General features: G+C 73.4%; 17 protein-coding genes. 7 read left to right on the forward strand and 10 right to left on the reverse strand.

Features of this window, described 5'->3' with window-relative positions:
* Positions 1-77 precede the first annotated feature (77 nt).
* Complete coding sequence (locus tag LDL48_RS33310) at positions 78-1,709, forward strand: GGDEF domain-containing protein (RefSeq protein WP_225259107.1); 1,632 nt, start codon at positions 78-80, stop codon at positions 1,707-1,709.
* Positions 1,693-2,499, forward strand: a complete 807-nt coding sequence (locus tag LDL48_RS33315; protein ID WP_225259108.1) for an alpha/beta fold hydrolase — start codon at positions 1,693-1,695, stop codon at positions 2,497-2,499. Before LDL48_RS33310 ends, LDL48_RS33315 begins: the two co-directional genes overlap by 17 nt.
* A 112-nt stretch (positions 2,500-2,611) precedes the next feature.
* Here LDL48_RS33315 and LDL48_RS33320 read toward each other — a convergent pair whose 3' ends face one another.
* Genes LDL48_RS33320 through LDL48_RS33335 form a run of 4 tightly spaced genes read right to left on the reverse strand, consistent with a single transcriptional unit; the run spans position 2,612 to position 6,911 of the window.
* Complete coding sequence (locus LDL48_RS33320; RefSeq protein ID WP_225259109.1) at positions 2,612-3,412, reverse strand: endonuclease/exonuclease/phosphatase family protein; 801 nt, start codon at positions 3,410-3,412, stop codon at positions 2,612-2,614.
* Positions 3,409-4,884 (reverse strand): phosphatase PAP2 family protein, encoded by a 1,476-nt coding sequence (locus tag LDL48_RS33325; RefSeq protein ID WP_225259110.1) that lies wholly within the window; start codon positions 4,882-4,884, stop codon positions 3,409-3,411. The genes LDL48_RS33320 and LDL48_RS33325 overlap by 4 nt, the downstream gene beginning before the upstream one ends.
* A 30-nt stretch (positions 4,885-4,914) precedes the next feature.
* Positions 4,915-5,916 (reverse strand): YihY/virulence factor BrkB family protein, encoded by a 1,002-nt coding sequence (locus tag LDL48_RS33330; RefSeq protein WP_225259111.1) that lies wholly within the window; start codon positions 5,914-5,916, stop codon positions 4,915-4,917.
* Positions 5,913-6,911, reverse strand: a complete 999-nt coding sequence (locus tag LDL48_RS33335; RefSeq protein ID WP_372472248.1) for a diacylglycerol/lipid kinase family protein — start codon at positions 6,909-6,911, stop codon at positions 5,913-5,915. The genes LDL48_RS33330 and LDL48_RS33335 overlap by 4 nt, the downstream gene beginning before the upstream one ends.
* Positions 6,912-6,947: 36 nt before the next feature.
* Here LDL48_RS33335 and LDL48_RS33340 point away from each other — a divergent pair, with 36 nt between their 5' ends.
* From LDL48_RS33340 to LDL48_RS33350, 3 genes are read left to right on the forward strand one after another with little or no spacing between them, the layout of a single operon-like run.
* Complete coding sequence (locus tag LDL48_RS33340; protein ID WP_225259113.1) at positions 6,948-7,451, forward strand: DUF1990 domain-containing protein; 504 nt, start codon at positions 6,948-6,950, stop codon at positions 7,449-7,451.
* Positions 7,448-8,263, forward strand: coding sequence for an MBL fold metallo-hydrolase (locus tag LDL48_RS33345; RefSeq protein WP_225259114.1), 816 nt, complete (start codon positions 7,448-7,450; stop codon positions 8,261-8,263). The genes LDL48_RS33340 and LDL48_RS33345 overlap by 4 nt, the downstream gene beginning before the upstream one ends.
* On the forward strand, positions 8,260-8,859 hold the full coding sequence (locus LDL48_RS33350; RefSeq protein WP_225259115.1) for a DedA family protein: 600 nt from the start codon (positions 8,260-8,262) through the stop codon (positions 8,857-8,859). The genes LDL48_RS33345 and LDL48_RS33350 overlap by 4 nt, the downstream gene beginning before the upstream one ends.
* On the opposite strand, the gene LDL48_RS33355 is transcribed toward LDL48_RS33350, so the two are convergent.
* Positions 8,837-9,748, reverse strand: coding sequence for a serine hydrolase (locus tag LDL48_RS33355; protein ID WP_225259116.1), 912 nt, complete (start codon positions 9,746-9,748; stop codon positions 8,837-8,839). The two genes, LDL48_RS33350 and LDL48_RS33355, sit on opposite strands and share 23 nt — an antisense overlap.
* 99 nt (positions 9,749-9,847) lie before the next feature.
* Here LDL48_RS33355 and LDL48_RS33360 point away from each other — a divergent pair, with 99 nt between their 5' ends.
* Positions 9,848-10,546, forward strand: coding sequence for a hypothetical protein (locus LDL48_RS33360; protein WP_225259117.1), 699 nt, complete (start codon positions 9,848-9,850; stop codon positions 10,544-10,546).
* 158 nt (positions 10,547-10,704) lie between these two features.
* On the forward strand, positions 10,705-13,569 hold the full coding sequence (locus LDL48_RS33365) for a glycosyl hydrolase (protein WP_225259118.1): 2,865 nt from the start codon (positions 10,705-10,707) through the stop codon (positions 13,567-13,569).
* A 54-nt stretch (positions 13,570-13,623) separates the two neighbouring features.
* On the opposite strand, the gene LDL48_RS33370 is transcribed toward LDL48_RS33365, so the two are convergent.
* The 5 genes from LDL48_RS33370 to LDL48_RS33390 form a co-directional block, all read right to left on the reverse strand.
* On the reverse strand, positions 13,624-14,805 hold the full coding sequence (locus LDL48_RS33370) for a cytochrome P450 (RefSeq protein ID WP_225259119.1): 1,182 nt from the start codon (positions 14,803-14,805) through the stop codon (positions 13,624-13,626).
* 124 nt (positions 14,806-14,929) lie between these two features.
* Entirely contained in the window at positions 14,930-15,961 is a 1,032-nt protein-coding gene (locus tag LDL48_RS33375) for a S1 family peptidase (RefSeq protein WP_225259120.1), read from the reverse strand.
* 194 nt (positions 15,962-16,155) lie between these two features.
* Positions 16,156-17,493: an FAD/NAD(P)-binding protein gene (locus LDL48_RS33380; RefSeq protein WP_225259121.1), complete on the reverse strand. Its 1,338-nt coding sequence runs from the start codon at positions 17,491-17,493 to the stop codon at positions 16,156-16,158.
* A gap of 118 nt (positions 17,494-17,611) precedes the next feature.
* Positions 17,612-18,145, reverse strand: coding sequence for a winged helix-turn-helix domain-containing protein (locus tag LDL48_RS33385; protein ID WP_225259122.1), 534 nt, complete (start codon positions 18,143-18,145; stop codon positions 17,612-17,614).
* A 399-nt stretch (positions 18,146-18,544) separates the two neighbouring features.
* Positions 18,545-19,939, reverse strand: a complete 1,395-nt coding sequence (locus tag LDL48_RS33390) for a S8 family peptidase (protein ID WP_225259123.1) — start codon at positions 19,937-19,939, stop codon at positions 18,545-18,547.
* Between the last annotated feature and the right edge of the window lie 115 nt (positions 19,940-20,054).

Below are 20,054 nucleotides of genomic sequence, written 5' to 3' on the forward strand. Positions count from 1 at the left end.
CGGTTCGCACCCCGGCGCCGCGAACGTGGACACCCACCGGCCGGACGGGCCGGAGGCCGACGGGAGGCGGGGGTGCGGTGACGACGGAGACGGCACTGATCGCCGGTACCACCGCGGTCGAGGCCGAGCGCGCGGCCCTCGAGGCCACCCTGGCGGAGCTGGAGAGCCGCCGGATGTCGCGGTTCCGCACGCTGATCGAGCCGGCCGCCGCCGCGCAACGCCGGGCCGAGGAGCTCGGTGACGCGCAGCTGGCCCACCGGGCCCGGCTGCTCACCGCGGGCGTGCTGCTGCGCGAGGGGCGGTCGGCCGAGGGCGGTCAGGCGGCGCACCAGGTGCTGGCCTGGGCCGAGCGGCACGGCACCCCGTACCTGCTCGCCCGCACGCACCGGGAACTGGCCGTCTTCTACCGTCTGGTGGGCGACGGTTCGGCGCAGCTGACGCACGCCGTGCAGTGCGTCGCGCACCTCACCGACGACGTACCCGAGGCGATCCGCTGCCGGCATCTGATGGCGCTGGCGGTGGCGCTGGACGAGACCGGTTCGCACGCCGAGGCGGACCGGCGGTTCCGGGAGGCGCTGGACCTGGCGGTCGCGGTCGGCGAGGACGAGCTGACGCTGTACATCCTGAACAACATGGCGTACACCGCGTACGAGCACGGCGACGAGGCGGCCGCGCGGGACCTGGTCGCCCGGATGCTCCAGGTGCGGGACCGCGGCGGGCGGGAGTTCAGCGCCAACGAACTCGACACGGTCGCCCGGATCGAGATGATGGGCGGCCGGTACGCCGCGGTGGAGGCGACGTTGCGGGCCGCGCTGGACGCCGGCCAGAGCACGCTGGTCGGCACCGAGGGCGACGCGCTGGCCGAGTGCGCGCTCACGCTGGCCGAGGCGCGGCGGCGGGACGGGCGGTACGACGACGCCCAGCAGGCGCTGGACGCCGCGCTGCGGATGTGCGCGGAACGGGGGCTGCACGCGGTCCGGGCGCGGGTCCGGCAGGAGCAGGCGGCACTGTACGCGGCGACCGGGCGGTACCGGGAGGCGTACGCGGAACACTGCGCCTTCCACGCCGACGCCACCGCGCTGCACTCCACGCAGCGGGAGGCCCGGGCCCGGGTGCTGCAGGCGGTGTTCGAGGCCACCGAGGCCCGCCGGGCCAGCGAGCACTTCCGGGAGATGGCGCACCGGGACGCGCTGACCGGGTTGCACAACCGGCGGTACGTCAACGAGCGGCTGCCCGCCCTGATCGGCGAGGCGGCCGTGCGGCGCACCCCGATCTCGCTCGCCATCGTCGACCTGGACCACTTCAAACGGGTGAACGACACGCTCTCGCACAGCACCGGCGACACCGTGCTGCAGCACGTGGCGGAGATGCTGGAGGAGGCCGCGACCGGACCGGCCGTGGCGGCGCGGATGGGCGGCGAGGAGTTCCTGCTGATCTTCCCGGGGGTGGACGCGGCCGGGGCGGCGCAGCGCTGCGAGCGGCTGCGGCTGCGCATCCGGGGGCACGGGTGGGGCCCGGTGACCGGCACGCTGCCGGTGACGGTAAGCGTGGGCGTCACCACCGTGCTGGACGGGCGGACCACGCCGTCGGCGATGCTGTCCCAGGCCGACCGCAACCTGTACGCGGCGAAGCGGGGCGGTCGGGACCGGGTGGTGATGGATACCGGGGCGTCCGCGGGGGTACACCCCCGTGGTGCTGACCACCGGTGACCTCGCCCTGGCCCTCGCGGCCCCCGCTCCCGTTCTCGGCTGGGCGAGCCGGTGGCGCACCGTCGCGGGCCTGCGCTGCCACGAGCGGTTCCGGGACGACCGCACCGGCGGGCTGCCCGTGGTGCTGCTGCACGGGCTCGCCGTCTCGCACCGCTACCTGATGCCGACCGCGCACGCGCTGGCCGACCGCCACCCGGTGGTGGTACCGGACCTGCCGGGCTTCGGGCTCAGCGCCAAGCCGCGCACGGCGTTCGACGTGGGCCGGCACGCCGCGCACCTGGCCGCCCGGCTGGACGGCGCCGGGCTGTCCGGGGTCGCGGTGCTGGGCCACTCGTTCGGCGCCGAGGTGGCCGTCGCCCGGCCGGACCTGGTGGCCGCGCTGATCCTGGCCGGCCCGACCGCGAACCCGGCCGCCCGGCACCGGCGCGGCCTGATCGGGCGGTTCGCGGTCGACCTGCTGGTGGAGGACCCGCGGCAGACCGCCATCCTGGCCCGGGACATGCGCGACGCGAAGCCGTGGCGGGTGTGGGCCACGCTCGGCCGGTCGGTGCACAACGCGGTGGAGGCGGACCTGGCCCGGGTGCGCGTGCCCACGCTGGTGCTCGGCGGCCAGTGGGACCCGATCGCGCCGCCGCGCTGGCGGCACCAGGTCGCCACGCTGTGCGGCGGCACCTCCGTCACCGTGCCGAGGGCCGGGCACAACGCGCTCACCACGGCCGGCCGGCGCAGCGCGGACCTGATCGCCGATCATCTCGCCGCGGTGATGCGTGCCCGGGCTGTTACCGGGTAAGCGAGGCCCATGCGTATCGGAAACACCGAGGTTCGAGTGTTCGGCGGCGGGCTCGGCTGCCTCACCATGATCGTGCTGTCCGTGCTCGCCTCGGTGGTGCTCACCGTGCTGCTCAACGTGCTGCTGTGAGGTCCAGGTCCACCGCCACCGGGTAGTGGTCCGAGGCATGCTCGGCGGCGCCGCCGCGGACCACCCGGGTACCGCCCGCCAGGCCCGCCGCCGCCGGACCGGCCAGCACGTAGTCCAGGCGCATGCCGGAGAACTCCGCCCCGCCGCCCGCCGAGGTGGGCGCGGTCCGCCCGTCGCCGTCGCCGCGCCACAGGTCGGCGAAGCCGGCGCGGGCGAACGCGGCCATCGCCCGGGTGTCCGCGCCCCCGTCCGCGGCCAGGTGCCGGCGGCGGTGGAGCGGGGCGAGCCGGGCCAGCGTGCCGGTGTGGTCTGTGTCCGGGTCGAGCGAGTTGAGGTCGCCGGCCAGCAGCACCAGGCGGGTGCCGGACGCGTACCGGGCGGCCAGCCAGCGGGCCTCGCGCAGCCGCCGGTACGGCGAGAACGGGTTGAGGTGGGTGCTCACCACGGTCAGCGGGCCGGCGTCGGTGGACACCGTGGCGACCGCGGCGGCGTGGTGCAGCCGCCACCGCACCGAGGCGGTCCGGGTGAACCGCAGCGGCGGCCGGGCCAGCACGGCCACCGGCTGGCCGAACACCGACCGGGACAGGTGCGCGGTCATGCCGAGCGCGTCGGCGACCGCCCGCATCCGGCGGCCGCCGTGCCGGTCGAAGTCCCGCAGTTCCTGCAGGGCCAGCAGGTCCGGCCGGGCACCGCGGAGGACCTCGACGACGGCACCGAGGCGGTCGCCGCGGCCCCGGTCCACGCCGCCGGTCTTGATGTTCCAGGTGACCAGGCGGAGCGTCACGGAGCCGGGGTTCCGGCGGTGGCCGGCTTCTCGTTCGGCCGGAGCACCCACCACAGCAGACCGATCCAGAGCGTGGTCAGGATCGCCGCGCCGAGCAGGTCGGTCGGGTGGTGCATGCCGCGGTACATCCGGGACAGCGCCACCCCGGCCGGCATGACGACCGCGAACACCACCGCGAGGTAGCGCCACCGCTGCGAGACCCGGCCCATGATCAGAATCGCGATGGCCACCCAGACGCACATGGTGGCGGCGATGTGCCCGGACGGGAACGACGACGTGGGCATCTGCCCGTCCAGCTGCTCCACCGGCGGCCGGGCCCGCTGCACCGAGGCGGCGGTGCAGAGGAACAGCGTCAGCTCGCCCACCATGGTGAGCGCCAGGAACAGCACCGGCCGCCACTGCCGCCAGACGGCCAGCGCGATCGGGCAGAACACCAGCGAGATGATCAGGATGGCGTGGGTGTCGCCGGCCTTGCTCCACAGCCAGCTGAGGTCGTCCAGCCCCGGCGTCCGGAACGTCTGCAGCCAGCGCACCGTGCCGTCGTCGAACCGGCCCAGCCAGGTGCCCTCGGTCTGGTTCTTCAGCAGGTACCCGATCAGGTAGAGCACGCCGAAGATGAGTGCCCAGCCGGTCAGGATCTCGGTGGCCTTCACCCACCGGTGCGGCACCGGCCGGGCCGAGTCCGGTGCCGGCTTGACCGCGTCGGCCGCCTCCGGTTCCAGGCCCTCGTCGAGCGGCGCGACCGGATGCCCGGCCTCCCGGCGCCACACCCGGAACGCGTACGCGGTGACGCTCAGCCACAGCGCGCCGAGCAGCCAGCCGGCCAGCACGTCCGTCAGGTAGTGCACGCCCAGCGCGATCCGGGTCAGGCCGACCGCGAAGACGACCAGCCCGAGCGACGCGATGAACAGTTTGCGGTAGCGCACCGCCGGCAGGAACACCAGCAGCAGCGCGCCGTACACCACCATGGCGCCGAGGGCGTGCCCGCTCGGGAAGCTGTTGCCGGGTGCCGTGGCCACCGGCGCGTCCACCACCGGGCGCAGGCGGCCGACCAGGGCCTTCACCGACGGGTCGAGCAGCAGCGCGCCGACGCCGGTGACCACCAGGTAGACCGCGAGCCGGGTCCGGTGCCGGACCAGCAGCAGCACCACGGTGATCCCGACCAGCCAGAACATGAACGGCCGTCCGCCCAGCCGGGAGATCCCGTTGAGCGCGTTGACCAGGTACGACCGCGGCGAGACCAGCTCGTTCAGCTCCCGGGCGACACCCCGGTCGACGCTCAGCACCGGGCCCACGTTGAGCTGGACCAGCAGCAGGAGCAGGCCGAAGCCGATTCCGATCGCCACCACTACGAGCAGACCCAGCACGCTGCGCTCGGCGAAGTGCCGCAGCGGCGCCCAGCCGGCTCGTTCCCGAATCTTCCCGTCGTCGTCGCCGGGTGCGGCGACCACACCGGCCTCCTGGGTAACCATGGCGCCGCTCTTACCCGATGGCGCCGAGGCTCACACCGGGCTGCCCCGGGAGGCCGCGTCGGTCTGCGGTTCGTCGTCCGAACCGGGGTGCCAGCGATCCTCCGGTGCGGGGACCACGCCGACCCGGTTCGCCTCCAGTTGCGCGGCGAACGCCAGGCCGAGGAAGAACGCGATGCCGGTCAGGTTGGCCCAGAGCAGCAGCGCCATCATGGCGGTGAGCGGGCCGTAGGTGGCGCCGAAACCGTCGCTGATCCGGACGTACCCGGCCAGTGCCAGGCTGGCCAGCCACCACAGCACGGTGGCCACCGCGGCGCCGAAGAGCAGCCAGGACAGCGCCGGCTGCTTGCGCCGCGGTGCCTGTTCGAAGAGCAGGCCGACGGCGAAGACGATCAGCGCCAGGCTGAGCGGCCAGCGCACGAAGTCCCAGGCGGTCCGCACGCCGCCGCCCCAGCCGAGGTGCTCGGCCGCGGAGTCGCCGGCCGCCCGGCCCGCCACCAGCAGTAGGAAGCCGAACAGCGCGGGCAGCCCGGCCACCACGGCGAGCGCCGCGGCGCGGACGTACTTGCGCAGCGCCGGGCGGTCCCGTTCGACGCCGTAGATGCGGTTCGCGCCCCGCTCGATCTGCGCCATCGCGGTGGTCAGCGCGACCAGGCCGGTGATCAGGCCGAGCGCCAGCGCCAGCTCACCGGCCTCCTCGGTACGGTCGTCGTCCTGCAGCAGGTCGCGCACCAGCGGCTCGCTGGCACCCGGGGTGAGCGCCAGCACGGTGTCCGCGACGATCTGGCCGCCCTCCTCGGCGCCCAGGTCGGTGGCGAGCCCGGACAGCGCGATGAGGAACGGCACGATGGCCAGGCACAGCTGCAGGGCGAGCGCGCGGGAGTGGCTGAAGCCGTCGCCGTACCGGAAGCGCACGAACGCGTCCCGCAGCAGCGGCCAGCGACCGTAGTGGCGCAACGCCAGGAACGCGTCGTCCGCGGACAGCTGGTCGCCGGGCATCATCCGGGTTTCCGGGACCGGTTCGGTCGAACTCACTCAGCCTCCTCTGCTGCCGCGCGCACCCCCTCGGCAGCCCGCTGAGCGGCGCCGGAATCGTATGCCAGGTCGGGGTCGCCGTCGGGTTGCGGCACGCACAGCAGCAGCGCCCGGTGCCGGATCTGCACGGTCAGGCTCTTGCCCGGGTCGATCAGGTCGCCGTCCAGCTGGCGGGGCTGCGCCCGGTTGCTGCGGATCTCCACCCGCTCGGCCCGGTACGTCTCCATCAGCGGGATCCGCTCGTGCCGGCGCACCACCGCCCAGCCCAGCGACGCCCAGTGCGCCAGGCTCCGCGGGCTCAGCACGGCCACGTCCAGCTTGCCGTCGTCCGGGGCGGCGTCGCTGAGCAGCCGTACGCCGCCCTGCAGCCGGCCCACGTTGCCCACGATCACGGTCCGCGGCCGGCGCATCATCGGGCGCCCGCCGTCCAGCACGATCCGGACCCGCATCGGCCGGTCCCGCAGGTGCTTCACCGCGCCGCCGACGTACGCCAGCCAGCCGATCCGCTTCTTGGCCGTCTCCGACGTACCCTCCAGCATCTTGGCGTCGAAGCCCATCCCGGCCATCACCGCGAAGCACTGGTCGCCGACCGCGCCCACGTCGATCCGCTTGCGACCGCCCTCCAGCGCCACCTCCACGCCGGTGGCCGCGTCGCCGGCCAGGCCGAGGTTCGCGGCGAGCAGGTTGCCGGTCCCGGCCGGCAGCACCGCCATCGCCACGTCCGTGCCGGCCAGCGCGGTGACCACCGCCATCACGGTGCCGTCACCGCCGCACGCGAAGATCAGCTCGGCGCCGTTCTTGACCGCCTGCTCGGCCTGCCCGCGACCGGCGTCCTCGGGGGTGGTCTCGTACCAGGCCGGCTCGGGCCAGCCCGCCTGGGACAGGCCGGCGCCGATCAGACGGCGCAGTTCGTCCATGTCCGGGACCTTGACGGGGTTAACGACGACGGCGGAGCGGGGACCAGTCACGGCGTCAGTGTGCCGGAGCAACGTCACGACGGCATGTCGGGGTTCGGTGCGGTAGGAAGGACCATGATGCGGAACACGTTCACGTATGCCGAGGTCGGCGCCACCCGGGAGGGCCGTCTGCCGCCCGGCTACCACCGCCTGCACCACCGGGTGCGGATCTCCGGCGACCCGGCGTCCTTCACCCGGGCGAAGGACGCGGTGCTGACCTTCGCGATGCACCAGCGGGCCGGCGCGCGGATCCGCACCGACGCCGCCCGGGCCGCGCCCGGGGTGCGGCTCACCGTGACGCTCGGGCCGTTCACCGTGCCGTGCGAGGTGGTCTACGTGATCGACGAGCCGGACCGGGCCGGGTTCGGCTACGGCACCCTGCCGGGCCATCAGGAACGCGGTGAGGAGGCGTTCTTCGTGGAGCGCGACGCGCACGGCGTGTGGCTGCGGGTGACCGCGTTCAGCCGGCCGGCCCGCTGGCCGACGATCCTGGCCGGCCCGCTGGCGGTGGCGGTGCAGCACGGCTTCGCCCGGCTGCTGGGCCGCTCGCTGCGCCGGATCTGTACCGTGAACGTGTGAACCGGACCAGCGTCACCTGGTGGGGCCACAGCACCGTGTGGCTGGCGGACTCCGGTGTCTCGCTGCTCACCGACCCGCTGCTCACCGATCGCGTGGTGCACCTGCGCCGGCGCGCCGGGGTGGCCCCGCGGCTGCCCGGCACGCCGGACGCGGTGCTGCTCTCCCACCTGCACGCCGACCACTGCCACCTGCCGTCGCTGCGGGCCCTGCCGGGCGAGCCGCTGCTCGTGGTGCCCCGCGGCGCCGCCGGGTTCATCGCCCGCGGTCTGGGCCGGGCGGCCGGCGACCGCTGTGTGGAACTCGCGCCCGGCGAGTCGACCACGGTCGGCGCGGTCCGGGTGCGGGCGGTGCCCGCCGCCCACCCCGGCGGCCGCGGGCCCTGGTCGCGGCAGCAGGCGGTGGCCCTCGGCTTCGTGGTGGAGGGCTCCGCGCGCACCTGGTACGCCGGCGACACCGGCCTGTTCGACGCGATGACCGACCTCGGCCCGCTGGACCTGGCGCTGATCCCGGTCGGCGGCTGGGGTCCCACGCTGGCGCCGCACGGCCACCTCGACCCGGCGGCGGCGGCCGAGGCGCTGCGCCGGGTCCGGGCGGCGTGGGCGGTGCCGGTGCACTACGGCACGTTCTGGCCGGCCGGCCTTGGCCGGCTGCGGCCGCACCTGTTCGCCGCGCCCGGCGAGGAGTTCGCCCGCCAGGCGGCGCGGACCGCTCCGGACAGCCGGGTGCGGCTGCTCGCCCACGGCGCGGAGCTGACCGTACGCCCGGGCGGCGCGGTCTCACCGGACGCGACCCTGGCCGGAGACGACGCGTGATCGCCGGCCTGGGCGCGCTGGCCTGGTTGTTCCTGGTGGTGTCGTTCGGCGCGATCGTGCCCGTGGTACCCACCGGGGCGGCGGTGAGCGGGGCCGCCGCGCTCGCCTTCCACGACAATCCGCCGCTCATCGTGTTCGTGATCGCCTTCGGCGCGGCCGGCGCCTACGTGGGCGACCTGGCCATGTACGGGATGTGCCGGGCCGGCGGCGAGAAGCTCGCCCGGCGGCTGCGCTGGCTGCGCGACGAGGAACACCTGGCCGCGGTGAAGGAGCGCCTGCAGCGCACGCAGATCCCGGTGCTGCTGGTGTCCCGGCTGATCCCGGGCGGCCGGGTGCCGGTGCTGCTGGCCGCCGCGTTCCTCGGCCTGAGCTGGCGTACCTTCGTGATCGCCAACCTGCCGGCGTGCGCGCTGTGGGCCACGGTCTACTCCGGAATCGGGGTGGCCGGCGGCTCGATCTTCCCGGAGCCGTGGCAGGGCGTGGTGGCCGCGGTCGTCCTGATCCTCGTGGTCAACCAGTCGGTGAGCTGGTGGAACAAGCGGCGCGAGGCCCGGCTGGCGGCGCCGGAGAGCCCTAGTACCTCAGGTGCCGCCTAGTCAGTTTCGCCGCCTTCTCGACCACCTCGATGCCGCCCGGCATGTCGCCGTGTCCGTGCGACAGGACCGCGATCGAGACGTCCACGTCGTCGCCGGTGACCCGGCCCACCGAGTTGATGATCCACCGGTGTTCCTCGGTGGACCGCGGCAGCCAGCCGTTCTTCACCGTGGTGGTCTCGCCGCGCCCGGCCACCGCGGACACGCCCCAGACCTGGTCCTCGTCCACCGTGCTCATCAGCGTGAAGGCGAGCTTGCGCGAGTCCGCGTTCAGCGGGCCCCTGGCGTCCACCAGCTTGCCGAGCAGGGTGACCTGGTCGTCCACGGTGGTCCGGGTCAGGCCCCACGCCTTGTCGACCCGGGTGGCGGTGAGCCCGAGCCGTTCGTGGCACCGGGTGAGCCCGCTCTCCCGGCCGAGCTGCCGGAACAGCGCGGTGGTCGCGTCGTTGTCGCTCAGCCGGATCATCCGCCGGGCCTGGGCGAGTTCCTCGCCGGTCAGCTCGCGGTTCTCGTCCTGCGCGCGCAGCAGCAGGCACGCGAGCACCTGGACCTTCACCACGCTGGCCGTCTCGTACCGTTCGGAGCCGCGGTAGGCGTAACGCTCGCCGGTCCTCGCGTCCAGCACCGCGACGGAGAACTCGGGCACCGTGGCCGCGTACTCCCGCAGCGCGGCGTCCAGCGCCCGGACCCGCCGCCGCCGCTCCTCCCCCGGCGGTTCGCCGCGGTCCGCGGGGGCCGGTGACCGGCCGGCCGGGAATCCACCGGCCGGGGAGGCGGCGGCCGCCGGCGCCGCGTCGTCGGAGCCGTGCGTCCTGCCCACGCCCACCAAGCCGGCACCTCCCAGGACCCCCACCGCGGCCACGGCCAGGAGCCAGTTCCGCGTTCGTGGCACCCCTGCATCGTGCCGTGCCACCGGCCAAACCGTAACCGACGGCCGGCGCTGTCGGCCGTGTCCACGGCGTTCCGGGCGCACCGGCCGCACAATGGGCTCATGGCCCTTCCCCTGCCCTCGCCCGCCGCCCTCGTCGATCTCACCCGGTACGCCCTGGGCCAGGCGGTGGAGACCGTGGCGGCGGTCGCCACCGTGCCGGCCCGGATGCTGGGCCTGCTCGGCCAGGCCGAGTTGCTGGTCAGCCGGATCACCGTGCTGGTGGAGGACGTGGAGTCCCTGGTCCGCCGGGTGGACGGCGTGGTGACCGGGGCCGACCTGGCCATCCGCGAGGTCCAGACGATCTCCGCCGTGGCCACCGTGGCGGTCCAGGAGGCCGGTGCCGTGGCCACGTCCGCCGCACGGGTGGTGGACCGGGCGGAAACCGTCTCGGACGCGGCCTCGGGCGTGGTGGTGCGGGCCGGTACCGCGGCGTCCGAGGCGGCCGAGCTGCTCCAGCACTACGCCGACACGCTGCGCCGGGCGGCGCCGCTGGCCCAGCGGTTCGTCGACGAACTGACCCCGGAGGAGGTCACCGCGGCGATCCGGATGGTGGACGCCCTGCCGGCGCTGCGCGGTCACCTGGTCGACGACGTGATGCCCCTGCTGCGCCGGCTGGACCAGGTCGGCCCGGATCTGCACAACCTGCTGGCGGTGACCCAGGATCTGCATCTGGCGATCGTCGGGCTGCCCGGCCTGAAGATGCTGCGCCGCCGCGGCGAGGAGCGGGTGGCCGAGGACGAGAGCACGAACAGCCGTTAGCAAAAGCTTCCGACCAGCGCTGATTCACGGTTGTAAACATTGACGAAACATGGCCGCCTGGTTAATCTTCCGGCACCGGAGAGAGCGCTCTCACACCACGGCCGACCGTCCCCGGCTGCCGCTCGCCTCCATGTCCCGTCCCCATCGGAGGCGACCCCATGCCATCACCGCTCCCCCGTCACCGGCACCGTGCTCCACGCCGCCGCCGTTTCGCCGGCCTGGCCGCCGCCGCCCTGGTGGCGCTCGGCTCCAGCACCATGGCCGTCACCCTGACCGGCTCCGCCGAGGCCGCGACGGTCGGCGCCGGCAGCTACACCGAGACGCTGCCGGCCGGCGCCCGGCTGCCGCAGGGCTGCGGCACGATCTCCACCAACCCCCGGCAGAACGTCACCGCCAACGCGCCGGCCGGCGCCGTGCCGACCAACGACTGGTGGTCGTCGCTGCTGTTCAAGGTCGGCGACGAGTGCAACCACTCGCAGCCGCTGTACGCCCACCCGGCCGCGTACCGGGCGCTCGCCAGCGGGCTCGGCTTCTCCTACGAGCAGCAGCCCGCGATCAGCGGCAGCCCCACCGGCCTGGGCGAATACCACTTCCCGTACGCGCAGAAGGTGGTCGCCGGCGTGGCCGGCCTGAACGCGCCGAAGACGCTGGTCGACGGCTGGTCCGACTGGACCGTGACACCGTCCTGGAGTGACGGCACCCGCACCCTGAAGGCCACCATCGGGCACGGCCTGCCGATCACCTACTTCCAGGCCACCGGCGGCGACGCCCTGCTGAGTGTCACCGGGCCGCCGACGGTCTGGTCGAACAGCGGCAACCGGATCGCCTTCTCGATCGCCGGTCAGGACTACGTGGCCTGGGCACCGACCGGCGCCACCTGGAGCGCCGACGGCCAGCAGATCCGGTCCACCCTGGCCGGCAAGGGCTACTTCTCGGTCGCGGTGCTGCCCACCACGTCCGGCACCAGCCTGGCGGACAAGACCGCGCTGATGAACACCTTCTCCGCGTACGCCCACACGCACGTGACCGGGACCCGGGTGTCCTACGCGTACCAGCAGAACACCGGCACCGTGAACACCACGTACGCGTTCACCACCACCGCGCGGGAGGGCTCCGGGTCCGGCACGGTGGTCGCGCTCTACCCGCACCAGTGGCGGTACCTGACCGGGTCGACTCCGCTGGCCCCGACGTACATCTCGCCGCGCGGCCGGATGAAGATCGTCACCGGCACCCAGTTCCAGACCACCATGAAGTACACCGGCGTGCTGCCCGAGGTGCCCGCGGTCGGCAACTCGTCCGGCACCGACCTGAACGCGGTCACCACCTTCCTGAACAACGAGCTGAGCAACCCGGCCGACTTCCGCGGCGACGACACCTACTGGACCGGCAAGGGCCTGGGCCGCGCGGCCCGGATCGCGGAGATCGCCGACCAGCTCAACCTGACCAACGTGCGGAACGCCGCGCTGACCGTCATCAAGACCCGGATCACCGACTGGTTCACCGCGTCGGCCGGCAAGTCCAGCCGGGTGTTCTACTACGACCGCAACTGGGGCACGCTGATCGGCTACCCGGCGTCGTACAACTCCGACGTCGACCTCAACGACCACCACTTCCACTACGGCTACTTCGTCGCCGCCGCGGCCACGCTGGCCAAGTTCGACCCGGCCTGGGCGCGCAGCTCGCAGTACGGCGGCATGGTCGACCTGCTGATCCGGGACGCCAACAACTACGACCGCGGCGACACCCGGTTCCCGTACCTGCGGGACTTCGACATCTACGCCGGCCACGACTGGGCCTCCGGGCACGGGGCGTTCGGCGCGGGCAACAACCAGGAGTCCTCGTCCGAGGGGCAGAACTTCGCCAACGCGCTGATCCAGTGGGGACAGGCCACCGGCAACAACGCGGTACGCGACGCCGGCATCTGGATCCACACCACCCAGTCCGCCGCGATCAACGAATACTGGTTCGACGTCACCGGCGAGAACTTCCCGACCCAGTGGGGCCACAACTACACGGCCATCGTGTGGGGTTCCGGCGGCGCGTACGCCACCTGGTTCTCCCCGGACCACGCCATGATCGTCGGCATCAACATGCTGCCGATCACCGGCGGGCAGCTCTACTACGGCGACCACCCGGAGAGCGTCCGCAACACGTACGCGGAACTGGTCCGCAACAACGGCGGCGAACCCGGGGTCTGGCGGGACATGCACTGGCAGTTCCTCGCGCTGGGCGACCCGGACGCGGCGCTGTCCAAGTTCCGGGCGAACAGTTCGTTCACCTCCGAGGAGGGCGAGAGCAAGGCGCACACGTTCCACTGGATCCGTAACCTCGCCGCGCTCGGCCTGGTGGAGAGGACGATCACCGCCAACCACCCGCTCGCCAAGGTGTTCAGCAAGAACGGCACCAAGACGTACGTGGCGTCGAACATCACCGCCACCGCGCTCACCGTGACGTTCTCCGACGGCCGGACCCTCAACGTCCCGGCCGGCAAGACCGTGACCAGCGGCGCGGTGGACTGGTCCGGCGGCAACGCCACCGGCGGCGGCGTCGCCGACCCGAGCACCCCGCCGGGACCCGAGCCGTCGAACCCGGCCGAGCCGTCGAACCCGCCGGACCCGCCCACGTGCACCGGCGGCCCGCTGATCTCGCAGGGCCGGACCACCACCTCCTCCACCGTGGAGCCCAGCTACCCGCCCGCGCTGGCCGTCGACGGCAACGCCGCCACCCGGTGGTCCAGCGAGTTCGCCGACCCGCAGTGGATCCAGGTCGACCTGGGCTCGGCACAGGCGCTGAGCCGGGTCGAACTGAGCTGGGAGGCCGCGTTCGGCCGGGCGTACCGGATCGAGACCTCGACGAACGGCACCGCCTGGACCCCGGCGGTCACGGTGGCGAACCGCACCGGCGGGAACGAGACCCACGCGGTCGGCGGGACCGCGCGGTACGTGCGGATGTACGGCACCGAACGCGGCACGCCGTACGGCTACTCGCTGTGGGAGTTCAAGGTCTTCGGCTGCGCGATCTGACCCACCCCGCGACGGCCCCGCACCCTGCCGGGTGGGGGCCGTCGCGCGTGCCGGTCAGCCCACCCGCAGGCGCAGCCCGGTCAGCTCGTAGCTCGCGATCTCGGGACGCAGCCGCACCGCCGGCTCGCGCACCATCCGCAACCCGGGCAGCGCGAACACCTTGGTGAGGAAGATGTCGGTCTCCTGGACGGCGATGTACGCGCCCGGGCACCGGTGCGGGCCGTCGCCGAAGGACAGGACCGCGTCGCCCACCCCGTCGGCGCGGGACCGGCCGGGGCAGACCGCGCCCGGTTCCGCCCCCACCGCCTCCGGGTCGAGGTTCGTGGCGGCCAGGTTGACGTCCACCAGCGCGCCCGCCGGGACGACCGCGTCACCGAGCGGCACGTCCACCGTGGTCCGCCGGTACAGGTTGCCCACCACCGGTTCCAGCCGCAGCAGCTCGTGCAGGATCGCCAGCCGCCGCGGCTCGTCGCCGTTCAGGTAGGCGGCACGCAGGTCGTCGTCGGTGCACAGGTGCCAGACCGCGGCCACGATGAACTCCCGCGTGGTGACCATGCCGGCCGCCGCGAACGTGATGCACTCGCCGAGGATCTCGCTGCCCCGGCAGCCCTCGTCGATCAGGTGGGAGATCAGGTCGTCGCGGCGCGCACGCCGCCGCACCGCGACCGCAGGCCGCACGTCGCGCCAGTAGAACATGCCCACCGTGTACGAACTGCGCAGCTTGTTCCAGATCCCCCTCGGGGTACGCGGGTCCATGGTGTCGCCGGGGTTGTGGAAGAACCGGTTCAGCCGCCGGGCCATGCTGCCGCGCCCCTCGGTGAGCCCGATGATCTCCCCGGTGACCGCGACGGCCAGGGCGAAGGACAGCTGGGACAGGTCCATCTCGCCGTGCTGCCGCAGACGCTCGCACTGCTCGTCGGCCAGCCGGTTCATCAGATCGCGGTAGGCGGTGTCCACCCGGCGCGGGGTGAAGTACTTCGCGGTCCGGCGGCGGTGCTCCCGATGCTCGGCGCCGTCGCGGTACAGCACCGGCAGCCGCATCCGGTCCTTCATCCGGGCGGCGTTCTCGGCGGCGAAACCGGCCTGCCGGGTGTCGTGGCGCCGGAGGAACGCCCGCGCGGTGGCGTAGTCCTGGATGCGCCAGGTGCCGTCGGCTTCGGCGTGCGCCGGGCAGCCGGGGACCAGCTCACCTCGCCCGACCTTGCGCTGGGATTCGACCGGGGTCTCGGCGGTCATGGTGGATCTCCTTGCGAGTGGGGGGACTCGACTATGGACGGACAGTCACTGCGTCCTCACCCACTATGCACTACCCGCCAGAAAGGGCCCCCGTCGCCGGAGGCCCTTCTGGTGGGGATGACCGTCAGTAGATGGAGACCCCGTAGACGCTGAGCGCCTCGGTGACCGGCTGGAAGAACGTGGTGCCACCGGTGGAGCAGTTGCCGCTGCCGCCGGAGGTCAGGCCGAGCGCCGAGGTGCCGGCGTACAGCGGGCCACCGCTGTCACCGGGCTGGGCGCAGACCGTGGTACGGATGAGGCCGCTGACGCTGCCCTGGGAGTAGTTCACCGTGGCGTTCAGGGCGGTGACCCGGCCGTTGCGCGTACCGGTGGTGCTGCCCTTGCGGTAGACCGTCTCGTTGACCTGCGGCGTACGGGCGCTGCTGATCTCCTGGTTGCCCACCGTGCCGGGCCGCGCGATGCTCGACGTGTACCGCACAATGCCGTAGTCGTTGCCCGGGAAGCTGCTGCCCGCCCGGGTGCCCAGTGTGGACGAGCCGTTGGTCCAGTTCGCACCGGCGTTGGTGCAGTGCCCCGCGGTCAGGAAGTAGTCCTGGCTGCCGCTGCGCACGTTGAAGCCGAGCGAGCAACGGCTGCCGCCGGTGTAGATGGCGTCCCCACCGGAGATGGTGGTCGACAACGTGCCGGCCTCGATCTCCAGCCGGGCGGCGTCGCCGAGGTTGGCCACCAGTGCCTTGACGGCCGCCAGCTTGGCACCCTTGACGGTGCTGTCCGCGGTGACCACGACCTGGTTGCTCATCGGCTCGACCGCGAACGAGGTGCCCGGCGTGGTGAGCTTCGCCTGCAACGTGCCGTGGGCGGCGGCCAGCGTGGCCCCGCTGCGGGCGACGTAGCGCGGGGTGGCGCCCGCGGCCGTGACCGACGCCGCCGTGGCCGCGTCCGTGACGTTGACGATCAGCTTGCCGGACTCGACGTACGAGCCGGCGCTGCGGTCACCGAGCTGGACGCCCAGCCGGTCGGCGAGCGTGGAGACGGCGAAGGAGGGGTCGGGGGCGGCGGTGGGTGCCGCCGTCGCGGGTGACGCGACGAAGGCGCTGCCCACGAGAATGCCGACGGCCAGGCCGACGATCGGTCGGCGAAGCTTCGGGTTGAGCACTGGATCCTCCCAGGGGGGATGGGGGGGTACGCCGGATCCGGCGTACCGGACGGTGCTCCTGAAGTATTTAGGTTTCTCGATGTTGACTCAAGGTTTGCGATACTCGGGCAGAAGTCGACCAAACCGGCTCTGAGCTGGGAAAACAATGGGCCATACCGTGGCGGCTATGACCGGTTCGGGATGGTTGGCCCGCGCTATGCCGCTTCCTGGAGCGGCACTGGACGGGCCTCGGCCAGTTCGCCGGCCAGGCGGCGCGCCTGGGCCCGGATCTCCGGCACCGCCGTGGTCTCCCAGAGCGCGCCCCGGCGCAACGGGCCCACCACCCACAGACCGTCCGCCACGGTCCCGTCCGCGGCGGTCAGCCGTCCCGCCGGGTCGACGTCCAGGCCGAGCGCGTGCGGGCCGACCCGGGCCAGGCCGGACCCGAGCAGGCCGGCGACGAACGGATCGGCGGATCCCGGCAGGCGGCCCGGGCCGGCACAGTTCACCACGGCGCCGAACGTCCGCGCGGCACCGTCCCGGGCGGCCGGTTCCGCCCGGAATCCGCCGGGGGCTGCGGTGATCGGGCCGACGCCGCCGCCGTACACCTCGAGCAGGCCCCGGGCGCGCAGGTCCGCGATCCGGTCGGCGACCGGGGGCGCCATCCGGTGCCGGTGGCATTCCCAGGTGCGGGCCAGGTGGCGCAGGAAGGAGTCCTGTTCGCCGCGGCTCAGCCCGGCCCAGAGCCGGTCCAGCACCGGCCGCAGCCCGTCCACCGCGGGGCGCCAGTCGCCGGTCTCCCCCACGGTGGCCCGCAACGCCCGCAGCACGTCCCGCAGTCGCGCGCCGCCGGACACGGCCGGTGCCACCGGCGGCGCCGCCGCCGCGGTGTGCGCCTGCGGCAGCCGCCCGGACCGGCTCACCGCCACCACCGGCGCGGTCCGGGTCCCCCGCGCGGTCAGCGTGAGCACCACGTCCACCGCGGTCAGGCCGGTGCCGATGAGCAGCACCGGCGCGTCACCGGGCACCGCGTCCAGCGCGCCGGGCCGCCACGGGTCGCCGATGTACCGGCCGGACGCGGGCACGGCCACCGGCGCGGCGCCGGCCGGATTCCCGGTGGCGATCACCACGTCGCCGGCCCGGACCGTACCGCCGCCGGCCAGGGCGACGGTCCAGCCGGTGCCATCCGGGCGTACGCCGACCGCCCGGTCCGGCCGCCGGTCGTACCGCCCGGGATGGCCCGCCACCACCCCGGCGAACGTGGCCGCGAGGTAGCGACCGTAGTCCCGCCTCGGCAGGAAGTCGTCGGGACCGGCGGGCAGACCCTGCCCGGCCGCCCAGCGGACGAAGTGACCGGGATCGTCCGGGTCGGCGCTCATCGCACCGGCCCGCGAGTTGAGCAGATGCCACGGTTCGGCGGCCCCGTACGCGAGGCCGGCGCCGGGCTCACCGGGCTCGATCAGGACCACGTCCGCGCCGGTACATCGCAGCAGGTCCATCGCGACCATCGCTCCGGTGCACCCGCCGCCGACCACTGCCACCGTTCGCCGCATGACGCCCCACCCCTCCGCCGCATCTCCTATAAACACGATAGGTGATACGGGGTATGCCGGGCGAGAGCCGCGCCGAACGGACCCGACCGGCGCGCCGCCGGACCGGGGCCGCCCCCAGCTAGCCCACCGCGATCGGCGCGTCGTCGGAGAGGCGGTAGCCGACGCCGTACACCGTGGTGATCAGCTCCGGCTCGCCGAGCTTGGTACGCAACCGGCTGATGTGCACGTCCACCGTGCGCGCCCCGGTGTGCACGTGGCCCCACACCTGCGCGAGTAACTGACTGCGGGTGAAGACCTGCCGGGGATGGGTGGCGAAGAACATCAACAGGTCGAATTCGAGCCGGCTCAGATCCAGCAGCCGCCCGCGCCGGAACGCGGCGCGCGGTTTCGGCTCCAGAGTGATCAGCCCGGCGTCCTCCACCGCGGCCAGGGCCGGCGCCGCGGGCGGATCGGCGGGCAGCAGCGACACCGCGTCCGCACCGGCCGCGGACACCAGCTCACGCAGGGCGGCGAGCACGCGCTCGCGGCCGGCCGGGGCGCCGCCGTCGATGCTGATGGTGACGGTCAGCGGGACCTCGACCGGCTGCGGTACGGCGCGCAGCCGGCGGCCGGGACGGCGGGTGGACGTCTCGACGACGGCGGGAGCGGTCATGTTTCCTCCGGGTGGTGTGGGCGGCCGCCGGATCTCGGCCGGTCCGCCTGAACGATACATTTCCCATATGACGGGTAGAATTAGCGGCGCGACGATGCGCTCGCGAATCAGTCATTCGAGGACATTCGAGGGGCGACCCGAAGGGGTCAGAGGCAGCGCGGACACCGGGCGCTTGCGCACCGAAGAAGGTCGATGACAAGGCGGGTCGTGAGTCGTACACGCCGCTGCATGAGGCCATCCTCCGCGTGGGCCGGACGAGGCGTCAAAGCCTGTCCAGCATGCGGGAACGGTGTGACGCCGGGCACGACCCCGTCGATCATGCGCGGATGTGCACGACGACGGCCGCCCGGCGGCTCCGATTTCTCGGAACCACCGGGCGGCCGGCCGGGGCGGTACGGGTTACGGCTGCACCTGGAGCGTGAACTGACGGGCTCCGGCCTGCGGCACGAAGTCGGTGAACTTCACGACGACGGCCCGGGGCGGCGTCACCGTGGTGGGCGTACCGAAGATCTGACCGGAGGCCGACAGGAACAGACCGGCCGGCAGCGAGCCCGCGGCGATCGACCAGGTTCCGCGCCGGTTCTTCTCCAGCGACAGCTGGATCCGGTACGGCTGGCCGACGTGCGCGATCGGAACGGTGCGCGCCCGGATCTTCGGCGACGGCGGCGGGGCCGGCACGAAGAGCAGGCGGTTCGGCGACTGCTTGCGGTCCGTCACCTTGCCCTTGGTGCTGCGGGCCACGAGGAAGTCACGCACCTGGCGCGGGGTGAACCCGGGCGCGGCGTCGAGCACCATCGCCACGGCGCCGGCCACGTGCGGGGCCGCCATCGAGGTGCCACTGAGGAACTGGGTCGCGGTGCGGCTGCTCGGGTACGCCGACTTGATGTTCACGCCCGGCGCGAAGATGTCCACCGTGGCACCCCAGTTGGAGAAGTACGCGCGACGGTCCTTCGAGGTGGTCGCGGCGACCGTGATCGCCGCCGGCAGCCCGGCCGGGCTCGTGTAGTACGCGTTACGGTTCTCGTTGCCGGCCGCCACCACGTAGGTGATGCCGGAGTTGATGCTGTTCTGCACGGCGTACTCCAGCGACGCCGAGAACGGGCCGCCGAGGCTCATGTTGGCCACCGCGGGCTTGACCGCCGAGGCGGTGACCCAGTTGACGCCGTCGATGATGTCCGACAGGTACCCGGATCCGCGACAGTCCAGTACCCGGACCGCGACCAGCCGGACCCGCTTCGCGACACCGTACGAGTAGCCGCCGATCGTGCCGGCCACGTGCGTCCCGTGCCCGTTGCAGTCGCCGGCCACGGCGTCGTCGTCGGTGAAGTCGTAGCCGTTGGTGGCCCGGCCGCCGAACTGCACGTGGTCGATCCGGACACCGGTGTCGATCACGTACGCGTGCACGGTGCTGCCGTCGGAGAACGGCCGATAGGTCTTCGAACGCTTGACGGAGCGTTGATCGATCCGGTCCAGACCCCAGACAGGGTAACTCTGAGTCGCCTCGATCCGGATCACCCGGTCCTGCTCGACGATGCCCACACTCGGGTCCGCCGCCACCCGGCGCGCCTCCTCGGCGCTCAGCTGTGCGGTGAACGTCGTGGCCACCTGCCCACCGCTCACCCGGCCCGACACCAGGCCCTGCGCGGACGCGCTCAGCTGCGCACCCGGCTTCATGGTGACGATGTAGCGGCCGGGTACGGCGTCGGGCGAGTCGGTGCCCGCGACGACGCCCCAGGCCGGCGCGGCCGACCCGCCGGACGGCTCGGCGGCGTGCGCGGGTAAGGCGGCAAGCATCGAGGGAATGAGGACGAACGGAACGGACGCCGCAGCGCGGCGCCCCCAACCTGGACGCGATGACATAACCGGGGGGTGCCCTTCGCCGGGGGTCGACAGGGACCGGCTGTAGCCG

The organism is Jidongwangia harbinensis (assembly GCF_020216025.1).
Classification (GTDB): Bacteria; Actinomycetota; Actinomycetes; order Mycobacteriales; family Micromonosporaceae; genus Actinoplanes; species Actinoplanes harbinensis.